This window comes from Mesorhizobium metallidurans STM 2683, assembly GCF_000350085.1.
GTDB lineage: Bacteria > Pseudomonadota > Alphaproteobacteria > Rhizobiales > Rhizobiaceae > Mesorhizobium > Mesorhizobium metallidurans.
This window is the reverse complement of record NZ_CAUM01000111.1, coordinates 1-20458: the sequence shown is the minus strand read 5'-3', so window position 1 is coordinate 20458 and position 20458 is coordinate 1. Positions and strand designations below refer to the sequence as shown.

The window sequence follows — 20458 nt, the reverse complement described above, 5'->3', positions numbered from 1 at the left end:
ACAGCGTCCTTTGCGCGTCCAGTAGGACGCGCGGCGCTGTAGGCCGGGCTTTTCTTTTGATGCTTTGCGGCCTACCTGTCTCGAACGTTTCGAAGCATGAGGAGCCACGGCATGGCCGGTTACGACTACGATCTTTTCGTCATCGGCGGCGGCTCCGGCGGGGTGAGGGCGGCGCGTGTGGCGGCCGCACTCGGCAAGCGCGTCGGCATTGCCGAGGAATACCGGTATGGCGGCACCTGCGTCATCCGCGGCTGCGTGCCGAAGAAACTCTATGTCTATGCCTCGCAATTTCCCGAACATTTCGAGGATGCCGCCGGCTATGGCTGGACGGTGCCGAAGGCGACTTTCGACTGGCCGACCCTGGTCGCCAACAAGGACCGCGAGATCAGCCGGCTGGAGGCCATCTACAAGAAGAATGTGCAAGGCGCCGGCGGCGAGACGTTTCATTCGCGCGCCATGCTGGTCGACCCGCATGGGGTGCATCTGCTGAGCGAGGACCGCACCGTCACGGCCGACCAGATTCTCATCGCCACAGGCGGTCGCCCGGCGCCGCATCCGGCTCTGCCCGGCCACGAGCATTGCATCTTTTCCAACGAAGCCTTCGACCTCAAGGAATTGCCTAAGGCGATCATGATCGAGGGCGGCGGTTACATCGCCGTCGAATTCGCCAACATCTTTCACGGCCTCGGCGTCGAAACCACACTTGTCTACCGCGGCAGGGAGATCCTCTCCCGCTTCGACATGGACCTCAGGCGCATGCTGCACGAGACGATGGAAAAGAAGGGGATAAGGATCCTCTGCCATGCCGTGTCGGAATGGGTCCGCAAGCGGCCGGACGGCAGGCTTGACGCGCTCGTCACCGGCGGCAAGGCGTTGACGGTCGATCAGGTCATGCTCGCCATCGGCCGCATTCCCAACACCGAAAACATCGGCCTTGAAGGCGTCGGCATCGAATTGACCAAGACCGGCGCGATCAATGTCGACGCATATTCGCGCACCAGTATCGACAACATCTGGGCGATCGGCGACGTCACCAACCGCGTGCAACTGACACCGGTGGCGATCCATGAGGCAATGTGCTTCGTCGAGACGGCCTTCAAGGGCAATCCGACCGCGCCCGACCATGACACGATCGCCACCGCGGTCTTCTCGCAGCCGGAGATCGGTACGGTCGGTCTGTCGGAGGACGAAGCGATAAAGCGCTTTTCCGACATTGAAATCCACCGCGCCACATTCCGGCCGATGCGGCACGCGCTATCGGGCCGTGACGAAAAGATGCTGATGAAGCTGGTGGTCGACGGCGCGTCGAAAAAGGTGCTTGGCGCCCATATACTCGGGCCGGACGCCGGCGAGATGGCGCAGCTTCTCGGCATTCCGATCAAGGCCGGGCTCACCAAAGACGATTTCGACCGTACCATGGCCGTCCATCCAACCGCTGCGGAAGAGCTCGTCACCATGTACAAACCGACCTACCGGGTGAAAGACGGCGAGCGCGTCTGACGCGACAAGAACCATCGCGGCAACGAGATTGCCGCGATGGAAGTGGGTGAGTTTTTTACAGCAGCGTCCCGCGCAGGATCACCAGCGCCACCGAAAAATAGATCACAAGTCCGGTGACATCGACCAGCGTGGCGACGAACGGCGCCGAGGCGCTGGCCGGGTCGAAGCCGACCCGTTTCAGGGCAAACGGCAGCATCGATCCCGACAGCGAGCCGAAGGTGACGATGCCGACCAGTGCCGCGCCGACTGTCGCGGCGATCAGCTCCCAGTGCGGGCCGTAATCGTAGAAGCCGAAATACTGCCACAGCGTGATGCGGCAGATGCCGACGACGCCGAGGATCGATCCGAGCACCAGGCCGGTCGGCAGTTCGCGCAAGGCGACCCGCCACCAGTCGCCAAGGCCGATCTCGCGCAACGCCAGCGCCCGGATGACGAGCGATGTCGCCTGCGAGCCGGAATTGCCGCCGGAGCTCATGATCAGCGGGATAAACAAAGTGAGCACGATCGCTTTTTCCAGTTCGCCCTCATAGCTCTGCATGGCGTTGGCGGTGAGCATCTCGCTGATGAACAGCGCACACAGCCAGCCGGCGCGTTTCTGGATCATGGCGAGAAAACTCATCTTCATATAAGGCTCGTCCAGCGCCTCCATGCCGCCGAAACGATGCACGTCCTCGGTCGTCTCCTCGATCATGGTGTCGATGATGTCGTCGACGGTGACGATGCCGAGGATCTTGCCGTGGTCGACGACCGGAACCGCGAGCAGGTCGTATTTGGAGATCAGCTGCGCCACCTTTTCACTGTCGGTGAGCGGCGAGACCGTCACCGGCATGCGATCCAGCGCGACATCCATCACCAGATCGTCCGGCTCGCCGGTGATCAGCCGGCGTAGGCCGGTCGAGCGCACCAGGACGTGCGTTTGCGGATCGACGATGTAGATCGCATAGACCGTCTCGCGCGTCCGCTCGACCTTGCGGATGTAGTCCAGCGTACGGCCCACGGTCCAGTCCGAGGGCACGCTGACGAACTCCGTCGTCATCAGGGACGCGGCACTGCCTTCGGGATAGCCGAGAATGGCAAGCAGCGTCGCGCGCAGCGGCGGTGCGAGGCCGCCGAGCAGTTCGGAACGCGCCGGCTCCTCCAGATCGCGCAGGAGGTCGGCGGCACGGTCGACCGACATGGCGGTCAGCAACTTGCCGGCCTTGATACGAGGCAGCGCCTCGACGAGCTCGGATGCGCGATCGAGTTCCGGCTGGTCGAAAATCTCGACCAGCCGCTCGAACGGCACTTCACAAAGCAGCTCGATCGCCGTTTCGCGAGGCTCGTGGTTCAGGGCCTCGACGACGTCGGCGACGTGATCATTTGCAAGGATACGGGCGATCGCGACGGCATCGTCGCCCGCTATGGGGGAAAATTCGTTCATGGCTCACTCCTTGCCGTCCGGCAGGACGTGAACCGGTCAGGTCACGTCCAGGCGGACGGCGGTTGCGTTCGACTGTGACTGTCGCCAGGCATGGCGCGGTGACCTTTCTGCTCGCGGGTTTGGATTGGAATCTGCAAGCCGGCGCAACATAGGAGCGCTTCTTGCCGAGTCAATTGCAATGCAGGCTGAAAACGGCAGCGGACGGGCCTGATCGCGAGACTGTGATCGCTGTTGGATGGCTGGACCGATGCCGGGCGCAGGCCCACGTGCCACTACGCTACCGTGTTGATGCTATCTCTGCTTCAGCCGGCGGGAGAAACGCAGCCATTTGTCCTCGACCGGCGTTGGCTGCGCGAGGATGGTGGTGAGTTCCCGAGGCAGGCTCGGAACCAGCGGCTTCTTGGTCGCAACGCCATCCGCGATCGAGACCACGCTGTGGTAGAACTCGGCGCCTGAAAGCGATCTTGGCGGCACGGCCTCGTGCATGACGCTGATGACCGTCACATCGGGGCAATTGTCCTTGATCGCCTGGTGGAAGGCGATCTTTCCGTCGGGATCGAGCGCGCCGGTCGCTTCGTCGAGGAACAGCAGTCCCGGCTGCTGCAGCAGGATGCGGGCCACAACCAGCTTCTGCTTCTGGCCGCCGGAGAGAACCTGATCCCAGATCTTTCCCTCGCGGCTTTCCTCGGCCATGTGTTCGATGAAGTCGCCAAGGCCCGCTCTGTGCAGCGCCGATGCGACCTGCGTATCGGAGTGATCGTGCTCGGAGCCCGGCAGGCAGACCAGCTGCTTCAGCGAGACCTGCTGCAGCTTGACCTCCTGGGCGGCATAGAAACTCCTGACGCCCTCCGGGAAGACGATGGTGCCGCGGCCATAGGGCCAGAGCCCGTTGATCGCCTTGATCAGCGAGGTCTTGCCGCAACCGGATTCGCCCTTGAGGAACGTCCACTCGCCGCGCCGGAAGCGAAGATTCGCGGCGCTGAGGAACGGCGTTGCGTCTTCGCCCTGATGGGCGAGTTCAAGCTTCTGGATGGTCAGGCCGAAGACCGGGTTCTGACTGGCATAGCGGAAATCGGAATGGCCGGTCTGCCGGTAGAATTCCTGTGGGTGCTGGACGTTCTCAATGGCGTTCGCCAACTCGGTTACACGCTGGCTGTTGGCCCTAAGCGCCGCGATGGCGGGCATGACATGGATGAACCACGAACATTGGCCGATCAGCGAATTAACCATCTCGGAGCCGGTTATATAGCCCTTGAGATCGAAGCCGTTGTGAATGAAGGGCACGAGGCCCGGCCCGTAAGCGACTATGCGGGCGCCGATAAAATTGTAGATCAGTTCGAACGAATTGTAGCTGGTGTTGACGATGTTCAGCCGCGCCCAGGTGCGGTCGATGTCGACATAACGCTGGCTGTGCATCGACCTTTGCACATCCTCGCCCTGCGATGCGGCGACGTGGAAGCTGCGGCGTAGAAAAGTGGTCAGCTCGCCGCGATAGCTGCCTTCGGCCTGCTGCATCCTGACGTTGAGCCGTTCCAGCAGTTTGCCCAGTTTAACCGCGATCCAGGTGTTCAGCGGCACATAGGTGGCGACGGCCAGAAAGGCGAGGACGGCGCTGCCGTAGCTGCCGAGGAATTCCAGCCCTTGGACCTCCGCTGAGTTTTCTAGCAGTTTCTGGCCAACGAAATAGAGCGAGGTGGCAACGGCCAGAACGCCCATGGCGAGGCCAATGGCGCCGCCGGTCATGTCCTTGATCGATTCCTGGATGCGCTGATCGATGTTGTCGGGAGCGGCGGAGCCGGACGAGCCATGCTGGGCATGGAAATGCGTGTGATTGGCGTCGAGCAGCGCTTCGTTGAAGCGGCTGTCCAGCCAGCCGCGCCATTTGCGATGCAGCGTCGTGGAAACCAGGGTGCGGATGCCGGTAAAGCCAGCGTCCTTGAGCACGACCAGAAGGACAAGTATGCCGGCATTGGTCAGCAGCGATCGAAGCGGTGTGGTGTTTGCGGCATCGTGGAAAAAGGCGATCGAGTTGACCAGTTCGCCGGATGCTTCGGCGAACCAGACGCCGGCCTTGCTGGAGAGCGCGGTGAGCAGCGCGATGATCAGCGTCAGCGTCCAGGCTTCCTTCCAGCGTTCCGAGAACCAGTAGGCCCGCATCAGCCCCCAGAAGCTGCGCATCGAGGACACCGGCGTCAGGGGCGACTGTCTTTCGACATCGCGAAGCCATTTTTCCGATATTGAGTGTCGCTCTGGTCTACCGACCCGAATCACAATCCCGCCCAAACCTTTTTTAGTTTTGTTACGAACAGTAACACCAATTGATCATTTTCTATTAATTTTCTCCGGGCTGCAGTGGATTGAGGCTACGGCCGTTGCCATGATGCAACAGATTGCGAGACTGCAACATCGTGTGATCAATGGTCAGAAGACTGATTATCCTTATAATTTCAAATAGTTGCTAATTGGAATGCAGAAGAGTAGGCGTCTTACCTTGGGGAAGCTTCACACACGATTTTGTGAACGTCATCATCTACTCGAAGAACCAGGACTCCCGCTTCGGGCTGACGGAAACAGCTGAAAATGAGCTTCGGATGTTTCGGCTTCCCCCGCGTTGTCGCTCACGCCGAGGGCCGATACGTGACCGGAAAATGGCGTTGCCACGCTCTGACAAACACGACCCGCAAAGTCACATGCGTTGCCGACCAAGGGATCGAGCTGCACCGCCAGCAACGGTCATGGTTTCATTGTCAGCAGAGCCAAGGGAACGGTGAAGTAGCTTAGTCGACCTTTTCCAACTCGCCCCGCGCCTTGGCCGCTGCCACCTGGCGGATCGCGTCGGTGAGCGTATCGGCGTCCTGCGCGCCCATCACCGCATATTTGCCTTCAAGCAGGAAGCAGGGCACGCCCGTAATGCCCATGCGCGAAGCAGTGGCGATTTCGGTCCGAACCGCTTCGACATCGGCGTCCGTCGGCAAAAGCGTTTCGACCACGGATGCATCCATGCCGGCCTTGCGGGCGGCTTCAATCAGCACGGTATGATCGCCGAGATTGGCGCCTTCCTCGAAATTCAACTGGAACAGGCGGCGCACCAGCCGGTTCTGCACGGCTTCGCCGGCGGCACCGGCCCAGCGGATGAGGCGATGTGCGTCCAGCGTGTTGGGCGCGACCTTGATGGCATCAAAGGCGAAGGAAATCCCTTCCGCTTCGCCCAAGGGCTCGATGCGGGCATGGATTTCGCGGATGCGCTGTTCGCTGCCGAACTTGGCCATCATGTATTCGCGGCGATCCTTGCCTTCGGGCGGGATGGTCGGATCGAGCTGGAACGGCCGCCAGCGTATGTGCACCTCGACATCGCTCGCAGCGGCAACGGCCTTGTCCAGCCGCTTCTGGCCGATGAAACACCATGGGCAAACGACGTCGGACACCACGTCGACCGTGATGGAGTTGTCGGCGCTCATGGTCGTCTCCTTGGCTTGCCTCAGTTGGGCTTCCGCCACCAGGTCGGCAGCTGATAGCCGAATATGGGGGTCTTTTCAGGATGTTCCAGATAGGCCCAGTAAGCCAGCCATTGCTGCGTGTTGTATTGCATAGGCACCATGTAGTTGCCTGAGATCAGCAGCCGGTCGAGAACGCGGACGGCAGCGACATAATCTTCCTTGGTCCGAGCGTTCAGCATCGCGTTGATCGCAGCGTCGACCGCAGGATCAGCGACACCGGCGAGGTTGAACGACCCTTCGGTTTTGGCGGCAGCGGATCCCCAGCGCCCGAGTTGCTCGATACCGGGCGACAGCGAGTTGTTGAAGCCGCTTGTGCCGATCAGCATCTCGAAATCGAAACGCTGCTTGCGCGACTGGATCTGGTCGCCGTCGAGGCCGCGGATGGTGACGTCGATGCCAATCTTCTCCAGCGTGCGCTGGTAGATGGCGGCGAGGCGTTCTTCGTCCTGCGACGCCGTCAGGATCTCGAAGGCGAGGGGTTTGCCCTCGGGATCGAGCATCGCTCCGTCCTGCACGGTGTAGCCCGCGCTTTTCAACATGTCGAAGGCGACCTTCAGCACCTTGCGGTCCTGGCCCGAACCGTCGGCGACCGGCGGCCGGTAGGTGCCGTCCATGACATCGGCCGGCACGCGGCCGGGGAAGGGCGCCAGAAGCGCTTTTTCCCGATCGTCGGCCGGGTGGCCGAGCGCGGAAAGCTCCGAATTCTGCCAATAGCTCATGGTGCGCGTGTATTTGCCGCCGAAAAGGTTCTTGTTGGCCCATTCGAAGTCGTAGAGCATGCCGAGCGCACGCCGGACGACGGGGTTGGAAAACTTCGGCAGCCGCGTGTTGAACAGGAAGCCGTTGACAACGGGCGGAATGCCGGTGTCGAAGGTTTCGGCGACCACCTCGCCCTTGTGGAAGGCCGGGAAGTCGAGATCGCGCTCGCGCTTGACCGGATCGCTGTCGTCGTCGATGGCGCAGATGCCTTTCTTGAACGCCTCCTGCTTGGCGTTGGCGTTGAGGAAATACTCGATGGTGATCTGGTCGAAATTGTCGAAGCCGCGCTTCGAAGGGATGTCCTTGCCCCAATAATTCGGATTTCGCTTGAAGACGATGCGCTGGCCGGGCTGCACCTTGTCCACCGTGTAGGGGCCGCTGCCGATCAGCGGCTTCAGCGTCGTCCTGTCAAAGGTGTCCTTGTCGAAAGCGTGTTTCGGCACGATCGGGGTCAAGGCGATGATCAGCGGAAATTCGCGATTGGCCTTGTCGTTGAAGGTGAAGCGCACGCTGTGCTCGCCGGTCTTCTCCAGCCTGGCGATCATGCTCATGCGGTCGCTGTAGGGTGGGCGGCCCTTGTCGGTGAAAACATCATAGGTGAACAGCACATCCTCCGGCGTCACCGGTTGGCCGTCCGACCATTTTGCCTTGGGATCGAGGTGGAATTCGATGCTCTTGCGCTCCGGATCCATGTCGGCGCTGGTAGCGAGCAAGCCATAGAGGCTGAAAGGCTCGTCGTAGTTGCGCTGCATCAACGGTTCGAAGACCAGATTGCCGTAGACCGTGTCGATCATGCCGCGCGCGGTCGTGCGCAGGCTTTTCAGGATGAACGGGTTGAGATTGTCGAAGGTACCGACGACGCAATAGGTGATGCTGCCGCCCTTCGGCGCATCGGGATTGACGTAGTTGAAATTGGTGTAGCCGGCCGGCAACGCCGGCTCGCCCTGCATGGCGATCGCGTGTTTCGGCTCGGACAGTGCCGGCTGGAGCGAAAGGGTGACAAACGAGATCGCGGCGATCAGCCAAACGAGAACGCGGCCCATGACCGTCTCCTTACCGGGTCGGCTTGATGATTCGGAGCGCACCCTAGCATGAGGCGGCCGCGCGACGGCCAATCGCGTCTTCAAGAATTGCGGTTACCGGGCTGGATTCGGCGTCGCTTGCAGTGTAACACGCCGTCCGAAGTCATTCTGTTGCCTCATTTCGGCAACAGGTAGCTGGACCACACGGCGCGAAGAAGCCGGTCCCCGGGATCATTTGAGAGGAAGTGCACGACATGACGAGCCTGAACAGCAACGCATACCGCCTTTCGGCCATGGCCGCTGGCGTGGTCGGCTTTCTGGTCGCCGGGCTTACTGCTGCCTCCGCGCAGCAGCAACAGCAGATCCCGCAAGGCTGGTTCAAGGCCTGCACCAAGCAGGAAGACGTCGACATCTGCAATGTCCAGAACATCACCACCGCCGGCAACGGCCAGCTCATCACCGGCGTCAGCCTGATCGAGTTGAAGGGCAAGGTGAACCGCAAGGTGTTCCAGGTCACGGTTCCGACCGGCCGCTTGGTTCCTCCCGGCATCGGCCTCCAGATCGACACCGGCAAGGCGCAGAAGCTCGACTATGTGATCTGCTTCCCCGACCGCTGCGTGGCGGAAGTGCCGTTGACCGACCAGCTCGTCGCCTCCTTCAAGAAGGGTTCGAACCTGACGCTCACCTCGGTCAATTTCCAGAATCAGCCGAACCCGATCAAGATCGCGCTGACCGGCTTCAGCGGCGCCTTCGACGGCCCGCCGCTGCAGCAGTCGGACATCGAGGATCGGCAGAAGAAGCTTCAGGATTTCGTCGCCAAGAACAACCAGGACTTCGCCAAGAAGCTCAAGGAAGAGCAGGACAAGGCAAAGACCGCAAATTGATCGGCGCGTTCTCTGACAAGGAAAAAGCGGGGCATGTCCCCGCTTTTTTCGTTTTGGCCGTTCCGCCCGAGTGTGATCAGCTGGTCCGAGTCACCTCAGTGTCTTGACTGGCGTTTCGGCTCGTAGCGGCCGTCCGGCCGCTTGTCGAACATCTCGCCGATCTGCGGATGCCGCACCGGTTCGCCAGACCGGTCCTCGAGCAGGTTCTGTTCGGACACATAGGCAATGTATTCCGTTTCCGAATTCTCGGCCAGCAAATGGTAGAATGGCTGGTCCTTGCGTGGCCGCACGTCCGCGGGGATCGCCTCGTACCATTCCTCGGTGTTGGCAAATTGCGGGTCGACATCGAAGATGATGCCGCGGAAGGGAAACAGCCGGTGGCGAACCACCTGTCCGATCGAGAATTTGGCCGTTTTCATCGTACTCACCACTTAAGTCTCAGGGGTGCTCCGCGCTCTTTGCGCAAAAAGACGCTCTAAGACCTTGAATCTACGCATTACGCCATCAGAAATCGAGCCCGACTTTAGGGCTGATGCCGCTCTATTTGGCGCAAACGCCATATCAATTCAATCCCGAGCGCTTGACGCTTGGTGAGCTACGGCTAGCCCGGCCCAAGGGTTTCAGCCAGCGCAAAATGTCGGACACTGATCGCCACTTGCCTCTCGGTCGTGACGGTGACCGGGCTGCTCTACATGATCCGCCACGGTGTGCTACCGGCGGACCTGTTTCCTCAAGCCGCCGGCGAGTGCGGCAAAACCGCTGCCCGGCCGCAGCCCCTCGCGCATGAAGAAGGCGCGCAGCGGCGCGAAGCCGCCGAGCACGCCGAGACCGGCACTGCGCGCCATCTGGGCGGGCAGCATGTCCGAGAGCAGCGACATGTTGAGCAGATTGACCGCGCTGCTGCGCGCCAGAATGTCGGGCCGACGCCTGAAATCATAAGCTGCGAGTGCTTTGACAGCACCTGGATCGGTCTCGTTTTCCAGGGCGATTCCAATCAGATCGTCGATATCCCTGATACCGAGATTGAGACCTTGCGCGCCGATCGGCGGAAATACATGCGCAGCTTCGCCGACAAGCGCGACCCGGTTGCGCGCAAAACGACGGGGCGTCACGCCCGAAAGCGGGTAGACCTGCCGCCCGGGCTCCACCGACACCCGGCCCAGCATCGATTGCATCCGCTGTTCGACCCGCATCGAAAGCGTGGCGTCGTCCAGGGCGGCGAGTTCCTTCGCCGTCTCCGGTTCCACCACCCAGACGAGGCTGGACCGGTTGCCGGGCAGGGGGACCTGGGTGAACGGACCGGTCTCGGTATGGAATTCGGTCGAGGTGAAAGCGTGCTCGCTGCGGTGGCCGAAATTGAGAACGAGGGCCGCCTGCGGCAAGGATCGGGCCGATGTCGAGATGCCGGCAGCCGCGCGGGCAGGCGACAGGCGCCCATCGGCGGCCACCGCCAGCGATGCCGTGACCTCGCTGCCATCGGCCAGAACGGCATGGGCATGACCGGCTTCGAGCCGCCACGTCTCGACCATGGATTTTCGCCATTCTATGCCGGAATGCGCCGCAACAGCCCTGGCAAGTGCCGCATTGAGCGCGCTGTTGGGCAGGTTCAGCCCGAACTCATCCTCGCCGATTTCGCTGGCGCGAAAAGTGACCACCGGACTGCGGATCAGCCTGCCGGTTGCATCGACAATGCGCATCACCTTGAGCGGTGCAGCCTTTGATCTCACCTCGTCGAGGATGCGCAACCGTTCGAGGACTTTCAGGGCGGGATTCATCAAGGCGGTCGTGCGGCCGTCAAAGCCGCCGGCCTCGGGTCCGACCAGCGTCACCGCGAAGCCGGCTTCGGCAAAACCGAGTGCCGCGATCAGCCCCGCCGGGCCGCTGCCGGCAACCAGTATCCGCGCTGTCTTCTGATGGTCCAAATTCGGCTTCCGGATCACAGGCCCATCGCCCTATCAGCGGATATAGGTCAGATCATGCGGCTTGATCAACGTGGCGATTCGGCCCATTCGATTGACTTGGCCGTGGAGGCTGCTGGAGGCTGGCTTCAGACTGGGTGCGATACCGCTTGTCTGGGCAGCCGCCCTGCTAGTAGTCTCGGCATGAGCGGGGGAGAATTCAATGGCGGATCGGAGCAGGGCGAGGAAGAGAGAGTCCGTTCTCTCCAGCCGCAACTGGAACCTTGCCGGTCTCGCGGCCGGCATCCGCAAGCCGGACTGGCGGACCTCGTGAGCAAGAAGACAACGGCCAGGAAAATCGCCGAGCGGATTCCGATGCCGAAGAAGAAGGTCACTTGGCCGCAGGCGCGCGCCTTTTCGGTCCATCTCTTGACCGCATCAGGCTCGTTCCTGGCTTTCCTGTCGCTGGTGGCGGCAAGCGAGGAGCGCTGGACGGCGATGTTTTGGTGGCTGGGGCTGGCGCTGTTCGTCGATGGCATCGACGGGCCGATCGCGCGCAAGCTCGACGTCAAGGAGATCCTGCCGACCTGGTCGGGCGAGCTGCTCGACAACATCATCGACTACGTCACCTACGTGCTGATCCCCGCCTTCGCGCTCTACCAGCGCGGCTTCATGGGCGAGGGCTTGTCGTTCCTGTCGGCGGCGATCATCGTGGTCTCCAGCGCCATCTACTATGCCGATACCGGCATGAAGACAAAGGAGAACTTCTTCAAGGGATTTCCGGTGGTCTGGAACATGGTGGTGTTCACGCTATTCGTCATCCAGCCGGGACAGTGGGTTTCGTTCGCGGTGGTGGTGGTGGCCGGCATCCTGACCTTTGTGCCGATCAACTTCATCCATCCGGTGCGGGTGGTGCGGCTGCGGCCGCTCAATCTCGGCATGACGCTGCTGTGGTGCGCTTTCGGGGCGCTGGCGCTGGCGCAGGCAGCACTTGCCGCCTTCTATGACCAGATCGGCGTGCTTGGCGAACAGGTCAGCATCTTCACCAAGATCGGCATCACGATCTCGGGACTTTACCTCGCCTGCATCGGCGGTATCATGCAGCTCTTTCCAAATCTCGGCGCCAAACCTGATTCCGGGCCAGATTCCGGGAAAAAATGATCTCCAAGAGAACCTGAGCCCAAGAGACATGTCCAAAGCGATCCGTATCCATGCCCATGGCGGTCCGGAGGTCCTTGCCTATGAGGACGCCGATCCGGGCCAGCCCGGCTCGGGACAGATCCTGATCAGACACACGGCGATCGGCCTCAATTTCATCGATGTCTATCATCGCTCGGGCCTTTATCCGCCTCCCGGCGGTTTCCCGCTGATACCCGGTGGCGAGGCAGCCGGGGTGGTCATGGAAGTCGGCGTTGACGTCGATCGGCTGAAGCCGGGCGACCGCGTCGCCTATGCCGTGAATGTCGGCGCCTATGCCGAACAGCGCGTGATCGCCGCCGACCGTGTGGTGAAGGTGCCGGACGGCATCAGCGACGAACAGGCGGCCGCCATGATGCTGAAGGGCATGACGGCGGAGTATCTTTTGCGCCGCACCTTCAAGGTCAAGGCGGGAGACACGATCCTGTTCCACGCGGCGGCCGGCGGCGTCGGGCTGATCCTTGGTCAATGGGCAAAACATCTTGGAGCGACGGTGATCGGCACCGCCAGTTCGTCCGACAAGATCGAACTCGCCAAGGCACATGGCTTCGACCATGTCATCAATTACCGCGAGCAGGATTTCGTCGCCGGCGTGCTTGCCATCACTGGTGGCAAGAAGTGCGACGTCGTCTATGACTCGGTTGGCAATGATACGTTTCCCGCCTCGCTCGACTGCCTGAAGCCGCTCGGCATGTTCGCCAGCTTCGGTCAGTCGTCGGGGCCGATCCCGCCGTTCAGCATGTCACTGCTGGCGCAGAAGGGCTCGCTGTTCGCGACGCGGCCGACGTTGTTCGTCTACAACGCCAGGCGCGAGGATCTCGAGGCGTCAGCCGCCGCGCTGTTCGACGTCGTGCTCAGCGGCGCGGTCAAGATAAGGATCAACCAGCGCTACGCGCTGAAGGATGCTGGCAAGGCACATGCCGACCTTGAAGGGCGCAGGACGACCGGGACAACCATTCTCGTCCCCTGACGCCGACTTTTCGGGGGTCGCGCTTTACCCCTTGAGTTTCCGCTGAAATTCTTGAAGCTCTTTCAAGACGCGTGCCGCTTTCCGACGGGAGCCGGCCACGCATACCATGCTGGCGGGAACACAGAACATATCTGGCAAACCAGATGGGAGGCACTGTGAGTGCAAATCAGGACGGCGCAAACCTGCTAGAGGTTCGTGGCCTTACCAAAATATTCGGCACGCTGACGGCGTGCGACCATGTCGATCTCGACATCGCCAAGGGTGAGATCCATGCGCTGCTCGGCGAGAACGGCGCCGGCAAGTCGACGCTGGTCAAGATGCTGTTCGGATCGCTGGAACCCAATTCGGGCGAGATCTTCTGGAACGGCCAGCCGGTCAGGATCGCCAATCCCGGCTTTGCCAAGAAGCTCGGCATCGGCATGGTGTTCCAGCATTTCTCGCTGTTCGAAGCGCTGACGGCGGCCGAGAACATAGCGCTGTCGCTGGATGACGGTTCGCCCATCAGCACAATCGCCGCCAAGGCGAGGGCGCTTTCCTTCAGCTATGGCCTGCCGCTCGATCCGGAATCGCTGGTCGGCGACCTGTCGGTCGGCGAGCGCCAGCGTATCGAGATCATCCGCTGCCTGCTGCAGACGCCGCAGCTCATCATTCTCGACGAGCCAACTTCGGTGCTTACGCCGCAGGAAGCCGACAAGCTGTTCGAGACGCTTGAACGGCTGCGTTCGGAAGGAAAGTCGATCCTCTACATTTCGCACCGGCTGGAAGAGGTCAAGCGCATCTGCGACCGCGCCACCGTTCTGCGCCACGGCAAGGTGGTCGGCCATTGCAACCCGCGCGAGGAAACCGCCGCGTCGCTGGCGCGCATGATGGTCGGCAACGAAGTCAAGGCCGTGGTGCGTGCCCCTGCCGAGGGGATCGAGACCGCGCAACCGCTGCTGGAGATCCGCGCGCTCAGCCGCAAGCCGGCGACGCCGTTCTCAATCCCGCTGAAAAACATCAACCTCAATGTGCGCGCCGGCGAGGTGATCGGCATTGCAGGCGTTGCCGGCAATGGCCAGGGCGAGTTCTTCGAATCCGTCTCCGGCGAAGTGCTGCAGCAGGATGCAGGCTCGGTACGCATCCGCGGCAAGGATGCCGGCGGCCTCGGCATCACCGACAGGCGGCTGTTGGGTGCCGCCTTCGTGCCCGAAGAACGGCTCGGCCATGGTGCCGCCCCGCGCATGAAGCTTTCGGAGAACCTGCTTCTGTCGCGCCATGCCACCGATGGCAAGGTCTTTGTCGGCGCCGGCGGCATGGTTAAAAGCGAGGCGATCTACAGCGCCGCCCAGCGCATCATCAAGGCGATGGATGTGCGCAAAAGCGCGCCCGATCCGGAGGCGGCAGCGCTTTCGGGCGGCAATCTGCAAAAATTCATCGTCGGTCGCGAGCTCGACCGCAAACCGGGTGTCATGGTCGTTAATCAGCCGACCTGGGGGGTAGATGCAGGTGCGGCCGTCCGCATTCGCCAGGCGCTGATCGAGCTCGCCCGCAGCGGCTCGGCGGTGCTGGTCATCAGCCAGGATCTCGACGAACTGTTCGAGATATCCGACGCGATCGCGGTCATGCACAATGGTGAATTGTCCAGGCCTCTGCCGATCGCCCAGGCCACCTTCGAAAAGATCGGACTGTTGATGGGCGGCGCCGAGCCCGGCCACGCCGAACACGCGCTGGAGACGGCATGATGCGCCTCGAACTCGTCAAACGCCCGCAGCGCTCGGCGCTGTTCTCGGCGCTGTCGCCCTTCATAGCGTTCCTGCTGACGATCATTGCCGGCGCCATCATGTTTGCGCTGCTCGGCGTCAACCCTTTGAAGGCATTTGAGATTTACTTCATCGAACCGATCAGCCAGGTCTGGCAGCTGCATGAGCTGGCGATCAAGGCAGCGCCTTTGATCCTGATCGCGGTCGGCCTGTCGGTCTGCTACAGGGCCAATATCTGGAACATCGGCGCCGAGGGCCAGTTCATCCTCGGCGGTATTGTCGGCTCTATGATACCGGTGCTGTTTCCGCAGTTCGAAGGTCCGCTGGTGCTGCCGCTGATGCTGCTGCTCGGCATGGTCGGCGGTGCTGCCTATGCAGCGATCCCGGCCTTTTTGAAAACACGCTTCGGCACCAACGAGATCCTGACCAGCCTGATGCTGGTCTATGTTGCCCAACTCTTCCTCGACTGGCTGGTGCGTGGCCCCTGGCGCGATCCGCAGGGCCAAGGTTTCCCGCAGACGGTGCAGTTCAACGACTCTGCCATTCTGCCGGAATTCATGCCGGATTCCGGACGGGCGAACTGGGGCTTCGTCTTCGCGCTGGTCGCCGCGGTACTGATCTGGTTCCTGATGAGCCGCATGCTGAAAGGCTTCGAGGTCCGCGTTCTCGGCTCAAGCCCAAGGGCAGGGCGTTTCGCCGGCTTCGGCCTCAACCGCTTGGTGTTCTTCGCCTTCCTGCTGTCGGGTGCGCTGGCCGGGCTTGCCGGCATCTCGGAGGTCTCCGGCGCCATCGGCCAGCTACAGCCGGTCATCTCGCCCGGCTATGGCTTCACCGCCATCATCGTGGCGTTCCTCGGCCGACTCAATCCGCTGGGCATCGTCGCCGCCGGCCTGGTGCTGGCGCTGACCTATCTCGGCGGCGAGGCGGTGCAAAGCGCGCTCGGCATCTCCGACAAGGTGGCGCGGGTGTTCCAGGGCATGCTCCTGTTCTTCGTGCTCGGCTGCGACACGCTCATTCACTACCGCATTCGTCTAATCGGCTTTGCCGCTCCCAAACTCGAAGCCGCGCCGAAACTGGAAGAGGCCCGCTGATGGACATCACCGTCAACATCCTTCTGACCATCGCCACCGCGGCGACGCCGCTGCTGATCGCAGCGATCGGCGAGTTGGTGGTCGAGCGCTCCGGCGTGCTCAATCTCGGCGTCGAAGGCATGATGATCATGGGCGCGGTCGGCGGCTTCGGCGCCGGCTATCTCACCGGGTCGCCGTGGATCGGCCTCTTGGCGGCGATCGCCCTCGGTGCGCTGTTTTCGCTGCTGTTCGCCGTCATGACGCTGTCGCTGGCCACCAATCAGGTGGCGACCGGCCTGTCGCTGACGCTGCTCGGTCTCGGCCTCTCCGGCATGATGGGCACCAGCTTCGTCGGCCAGCCCGGTCAGCGGCTGCCCAACCTCGACATTCCCGGCCTGACTTCGATCCCGGTCGTGGGCAGGTTGCTGTTCGGCCAGGATCCGATCTTCTACATCTCGATCGCACTGACCGCCGCCGTCATGTGGTTCCTGTTCAGGACCCGCACCGGGCTCACTCTGCGCTCGATCGGCGACAGCCACACATCGGCGCACGCGCTTGGCATCCAGGTCATCCGCTACCGCTATCTCGCGGTGATCTTCGGCGGCGCCTGCGCCGGCCTTGCCGGCGGCCATCTGTCGCTGGTCTATACGCCGCAATGGGTGGAGAACATGACGGCCGGACGCGGCTGGATCGCGTTGGCGCTGGTCGTGTTCGCTTCATGGCGACCATGGCGGGTGCTGGCCGGCGCCTACATCTTCGGCGCGGTCTGGATCGGCCAGCTCCATGCACAGGCTTTCGGCATTCCGGTTCCCTCGCAACTGCTTTCTTCGTTGCCCTATCTGGCAACCGTGGTGGTTCTCGTTCTAATCTCGCGCAACAAGCGTCTGACGATGATGAACACGCCGGCTTCCTTGGGGCAGCCATTCGTTCCGGATCGTTGACAACAATAAAAGACGGGAAGCTCCAAGGCTTAACTCAGAGAGGTAACACAATGAAAAAACTGCTCATTGCCCTGATGACGACGACCGCCGCGTTGTCGTTGGCGGCGACCGCCGAAGCCCAGGAAAAGCTGAAGGCCTGTTGGGTCTATACCGGCCCGATCGGCGATTTCGGCTATTCCTACCAGCACGACCAGGGCCGTCTGCAAGTGGAGAAGGCACTCGGCGACAAAGTCGAGACCGCCTATCTCGAAAACGTCTCCGAAGGCCCCGATGCCGACCGCGCCTTCGAGCGCCTGGCGCGTGAGGGTTGCAAGATCATCTTCGGCACATCATTCGGCTTCATGGACCCGGAGGTGAAAGTCGCCAAGAAATTCCCCAAGGTGATGTTCGAGCATGCCACCGGCTACAAGACGGCGGACAATCTCGGCATCTACAATGCGCGCTTCTATGAAGGCCGCTACGTGCTCGGCCAGATCGCGGCCAAGGAATCGAAGGCCGGTGTGGCCGGCTATATCGTATCCTTCCCGATCCCCGAAGTGGTGATGGGCATCAATTCCTTCATGCTCGGCGCGCAGTCGATCAATCCAGACTTCAAGGCGAAGATCGTCTGGGTCAACTCATGGTTCGATCCGGGCAAGGAAGCCGACGCCGCCAAGGCCCTGTTCGACCAGGGTGCCGACATCATCGTCCAGCACACCGACTCGACCGCTGCCTTGCAAGTCGCCGAAGAGCGCGGCCTGCAGGGATTCGGCCAGTCTTCGGACATGATCAAGTTCGCTCCCAAGGCGCAGTTGACCTCGATTGTCGACGATTGGGGCCCGTATTATATCAGCCGGGTGAAGGCAGCACTCGACGGCACTTGGAAGCCCGGCAATGTCTGGCTGGGCATCAAGGACGGCGCCGTCAAGCTCGCCCCGTTCACCAACATGCCCGACGACGTGAAGGCCATGGCCGAGGCAACCACCAAGAAGATCTCCGACGGCTGGAACCCCTTCACCGGCCCGATCGCCAAGCAAGACGGCACGCCATGGCTGAAGAATGGCGAAGTCGCCGACGACGCCACGCTGCTCGGCATGAATTTCTACGTCAAGGGCGTCGACGACAAGCTGCCGCAGTAAGCGCGCGGCGAATTCAAGGGAAAGGGCGCCGCGAGGCGCCCTTTCTGTTTGGTGCTGCGGCCAGTCGATGGCGACGGTCAGACCGCCGAGCCGTAGAGATCATAGGCGTCGGCGCGGTCTATCTTGACGGTGACGATGTCACCGGCGCGCATTGGCCGCCGCGACTGGATGTGCACCGAACCGTCGATCTCGGGCGCGTCGTATTTGGTGCGGCCCTTGGCCGAATTGCCATGCGCCTCGTCGATCAGGACTGGCAGGCGCTTGCCGACCTTCTTGGCGAGCTGCGTTGCCGAGATCTTCTGCTGGCGCTGCATGAAGCGGTGCCAGCGCGCTTCCTTGATTTCCTGCGGCACCTGTTCGAGGCCGAGCTCGTTGGAGCGGGCGCCCCTGACCGGCTCGTATTTGAAACAGCCGGCACGGTCGATCCTGGCCTCGTCCAGCCAGTCGAGCAGCATCTCGAAATCGCCGTCCGTCTCGCCGGGAAAGCCGACGATGAAGGTGGAGCGGATGGCAAGGTCCGGGCACACTTCGCGCCAGCCGCGAATGCGCTCGAGTGTCTTTTCGCCGTGTGCCGGCCGGCGCATGTTCTTCAGCACCTGCGGTGAGGCGTGCTGGAAGGGAATGTCCAGATAGGGGAGGATCTTCCCCTCGGCCATCAGCGGGATGACATCGGCGACATGCGGGTAGGGGTAGACATAGTGCATGCGCACCCAGACACCGAGCTTGCCGAGTTCCTCCGACAGATCAAGGAATTTCGCCCGCACCGCGCGGTCGCCGAACTGGCTTGCCTGGTACTTGATGTCGATACCGTAGGCGCTGGTGTCCTGCGAAATGACCAGGATCTCCTTGACGCCGGCCTTGGCCAGCTTCTCGGCCTCGCGCAGAATTTCGGCTGCCGGCCGCGAGACGAGGTCGCCGCGAAGTGCGGGGATGATGCAGAAGGTGCAGCGATTGTTGCAGCCTTCCGAAATCTTGAGATAGGCATAGTGGCGTGGCGTCAGCTTGACGCCCTGCGGCGGCAAGAGATCGATGTAGGGATCGTGGCTCGGCGGCGCCGCCTCATGTACGGCGGCCATCACGCTTTCATAGGCCTGCGGGCCGGTGATGGCGAAAACGTTGGGATGTTTTTCGCGAATGACGTCCGGTTCGGCGCCGAGACAGCCGGTGACGATGACCCTGCCATTCTCCGAAAGGGCGGAGCCGATGGCGTTGAGCGACTCGTCGCGTGCGGAATCGAGGAAGCCGCAGGTGTTGACGACGACGAGATCGGCGCCGTCATGCTTGCGCGTGATCTCGTAGCCCTCGGCGCGCAGGCGCGTGATGATGCGCTCCGAATCCACAAGGGCCTTCGGGCATCCAAGGCTGACGAAACTGACGCGAGGTGCTGCGGACATTTTGCGGTTTCCAATGGACGCGGGCCGGAAACCCTAAGGTCCGGCCCGGAAGTCTCGGTACATTTCGATCTTTTGAGCTCTCGCAGGAGCTTAATTTGCGCGGCGCAATAGCACAGTTCCGCAGTCAAGCAAACCGGCGAGCGGTTCGGCGCGATGCGCGCCGACCGCACTGAAAGGGATCAGGTTCAACGATCGCTCGGCCCGAACCAGGGCGCCAGGAACGCAAACTGTTCGGGGAACTGCTGCACGGCGCCATCCATAAACATCTTCACCGCGACGTAGAGGATGATCAGGAGGCCGATATAGGCAATCCAGCGGTATTTGTGCAGGAGGCGCGCGACAAACGAAGCGGCGAAGCCCATCAGCGCAATCGACAGCGCCAAGCCGATGATCAGGACCGTCGGATGGTTCATCGCCGCTCCCGCCACGGCAAGGACGTTGTCGAGAGACATCGAAACGTCGGCAATGACGATCTGCCAGGCTGCCTGGGCGAAGGTCTTGCGCGGTCCCTTGCCGGCTATCGTTCCGTCCCTGTCGTAGTCGGCATTGGACAGCGATTCCGTCGCATCATGCTCCTGCTCGTGGGTGACACGCAGCTCGCGCCACATCTTCCAGCACACCCAAAGCAGCAGCAGACCGCCGGCGATGAGGAGCATGGGGCCAATTGCCAGCAACCACTGCGTGATCAGAGCAAAGAAGATGCGAAGCACGGTGGCTGCGGCAATGCCGACGAGAATCGCCTTCTTGCGCTGGTCGGCGGGAAGGCCGGCCGCAGCAAGGCCAATGACGATGGCATTGTCGCCTGCAAGAACAAGGTCGATGGCGATGACCTGGAGCAGGGCCGAGAAGCCTGCGGCAGTGAAAATTTCCATCGACTGGAGGCCCCTTGCTTGTTCGCCGATCATTCGCGTCGATTGTCAGGACGCCCTAACGTGTATGGTTCCCGCACGTCAAGAGACTGCCTGGGGACAAGGTCAGCAAACTTCCTGATCGTGGCGGCAATAGCCGGTGGCCGGCAAAGCCGATATGATCGAGAATGCGCGTGTGCA

At 62.0% G+C, this 20458-nt stretch carries 16 protein-coding genes; 8 read left to right on the top strand and 8 right to left on the bottom strand.

The annotated features are described in order from the left end of the window. The first annotated feature begins 111 nt into the window (after positions 1–111). Entirely contained in the window at positions 112–1500 is a 1389-nt protein-coding gene (gene gor, locus MESS2_RS17955; protein ID WP_008875810.1) for a glutathione-disulfide reductase, read from the top strand. 55 nt (positions 1501–1555) lie between these two features. On the opposite strand, the gene mgtE is transcribed toward gor, so the two are convergent. The 4 genes from mgtE to MESS2_RS17935 all read right to left on the bottom strand — a co-directional run bounded on the left by mgtE (position 1556) and on the right by MESS2_RS17935 (position 8219). After that, positions 1556–2920: a magnesium transporter gene (mgtE, locus tag MESS2_RS17950; protein ID WP_008875809.1), complete on the bottom strand. Its 1365-nt coding sequence runs from the start codon at positions 2918–2920 to the stop codon at positions 1556–1558. Positions 2921–3211: 291 nt separating this feature from the next. After that, complete coding sequence (locus MESS2_RS17945; protein ID WP_008875808.1) at positions 3212–5098, bottom strand: ABC transporter ATP-binding protein/permease; 1887 nt, start codon at positions 5096–5098, stop codon at positions 3212–3214. Positions 5099–5697: 599 nt separating this feature from the next. Next, positions 5698–6378, bottom strand: coding sequence for a DsbA family oxidoreductase (locus MESS2_RS17940; protein ID WP_008875806.1), 681 nt, complete (start codon positions 6376–6378; stop codon positions 5698–5700). A 20-nt stretch (positions 6379–6398) separates the two neighbouring features. Beyond that, positions 6399–8219 carry an extracellular solute-binding protein gene (locus tag MESS2_RS17935; RefSeq protein WP_008875805.1) on the bottom strand — a complete coding sequence of 607 codons (1821 nt, stop codon included), beginning with the start codon at positions 8217–8219 and terminating at the stop codon, positions 6399–6401. 233 nt (positions 8220–8452) lie between these two features. On the opposite strand from MESS2_RS17935, the gene MESS2_RS17930 reads away from it, so the two are divergent. Then, complete coding sequence (locus MESS2_RS17930; protein WP_008875804.1) at positions 8453–9082, top strand: invasion associated locus B family protein; 630 nt, start codon at positions 8453–8455, stop codon at positions 9080–9082. 95 nt (positions 9083–9177) lie between these two features. Here the strand turns inward: MESS2_RS17930 and hspQ are convergent, their stop codons facing one another. Together hspQ and MESS2_RS17920 are read right to left on the bottom strand one after the other, a co-directional pair. Next, on the bottom strand, positions 9178–9501 hold the full coding sequence (gene hspQ / locus MESS2_RS17925) for a heat shock protein HspQ (protein WP_008875803.1): 324 nt from the start codon (positions 9499–9501) through the stop codon (positions 9178–9180). Positions 9502–9792: 291 nt separating this feature from the next. Beyond that, complete coding sequence (locus MESS2_RS17920; RefSeq protein WP_040593469.1) at positions 9793–11004, bottom strand: UbiH/UbiF family hydroxylase; 1212 nt, start codon at positions 11002–11004, stop codon at positions 9793–9795. Between the two features lie 351 nt (positions 11005–11355). Here MESS2_RS17920 and pcsA point away from each other — a divergent pair, with 351 nt between their 5' ends. From pcsA to MESS2_RS17885, 6 genes are all read left to right on the top strand, one after another. Beyond that, positions 11356–12141 carry a phosphatidylcholine synthase gene (gene pcsA / locus MESS2_RS17910; protein ID WP_167332449.1) on the top strand — a complete coding sequence of 262 codons (786 nt, stop codon included), beginning with the start codon at positions 11356–11358 and terminating at the stop codon, positions 12139–12141. A 28-nt stretch (positions 12142–12169) separates the two neighbouring features. Then, the gene (locus tag MESS2_RS17905) at positions 12170–13147 is read left to right on the top strand and encodes a quinone oxidoreductase family protein (RefSeq protein ID WP_008875800.1); all 978 of its coding nucleotides are present in this window, start codon (positions 12170–12172) and stop codon (positions 13145–13147) included. A 143-nt stretch (positions 13148–13290) separates the two neighbouring features. Beyond that, a complete protein-coding gene (locus MESS2_RS17900) occupies positions 13291–14868 on the top strand; it encodes an ABC transporter ATP-binding protein (protein ID WP_040593449.1) in 1578 nt (525 codons plus the stop codon). After that, positions 14865–15977, top strand: a complete 1113-nt coding sequence (locus MESS2_RS17895) for an ABC transporter permease (RefSeq protein ID WP_008875798.1) — start codon at positions 14865–14867, stop codon at positions 15975–15977. Before MESS2_RS17900 ends, MESS2_RS17895 begins: the two co-directional genes overlap by 4 nt. Further along, positions 15977–16897 (top strand): ABC transporter permease, encoded by a 921-nt coding sequence (locus MESS2_RS17890; protein WP_008875797.1) that lies wholly within the window; start codon positions 15977–15979, stop codon positions 16895–16897. The genes MESS2_RS17895 and MESS2_RS17890 overlap by 1 nt, the downstream gene beginning before the upstream one ends. A gap of 50 nt (positions 16898–16947) precedes the next feature. Next, the gene (locus MESS2_RS17885) at positions 16948–18015 is read left to right on the top strand and encodes a BMP family ABC transporter substrate-binding protein (RefSeq protein ID WP_008875796.1); all 1068 of its coding nucleotides are present in this window, start codon (positions 16948–16950) and stop codon (positions 18013–18015) included. A gap of 77 nt (positions 18016–18092) precedes the next feature. Here MESS2_RS17885 and rimO read toward each other — a convergent pair whose 3' ends face one another. Both rimO and MESS2_RS17875 read right to left on the bottom strand, forming a co-directional pair. Then, positions 18093–19409, bottom strand: coding sequence for a 30S ribosomal protein S12 methylthiotransferase RimO (rimO, locus tag MESS2_RS17880; protein ID WP_008875795.1), 1317 nt, complete (start codon positions 19407–19409; stop codon positions 18093–18095). 185 nt (positions 19410–19594) lie between these two features. Continuing rightward, positions 19595–20281 (bottom strand): TerC family protein, encoded by a 687-nt coding sequence (locus MESS2_RS17875; protein WP_040593468.1) that lies wholly within the window; start codon positions 20279–20281, stop codon positions 19595–19597. Positions 20282–20458 lie beyond the last annotated feature (177 nt).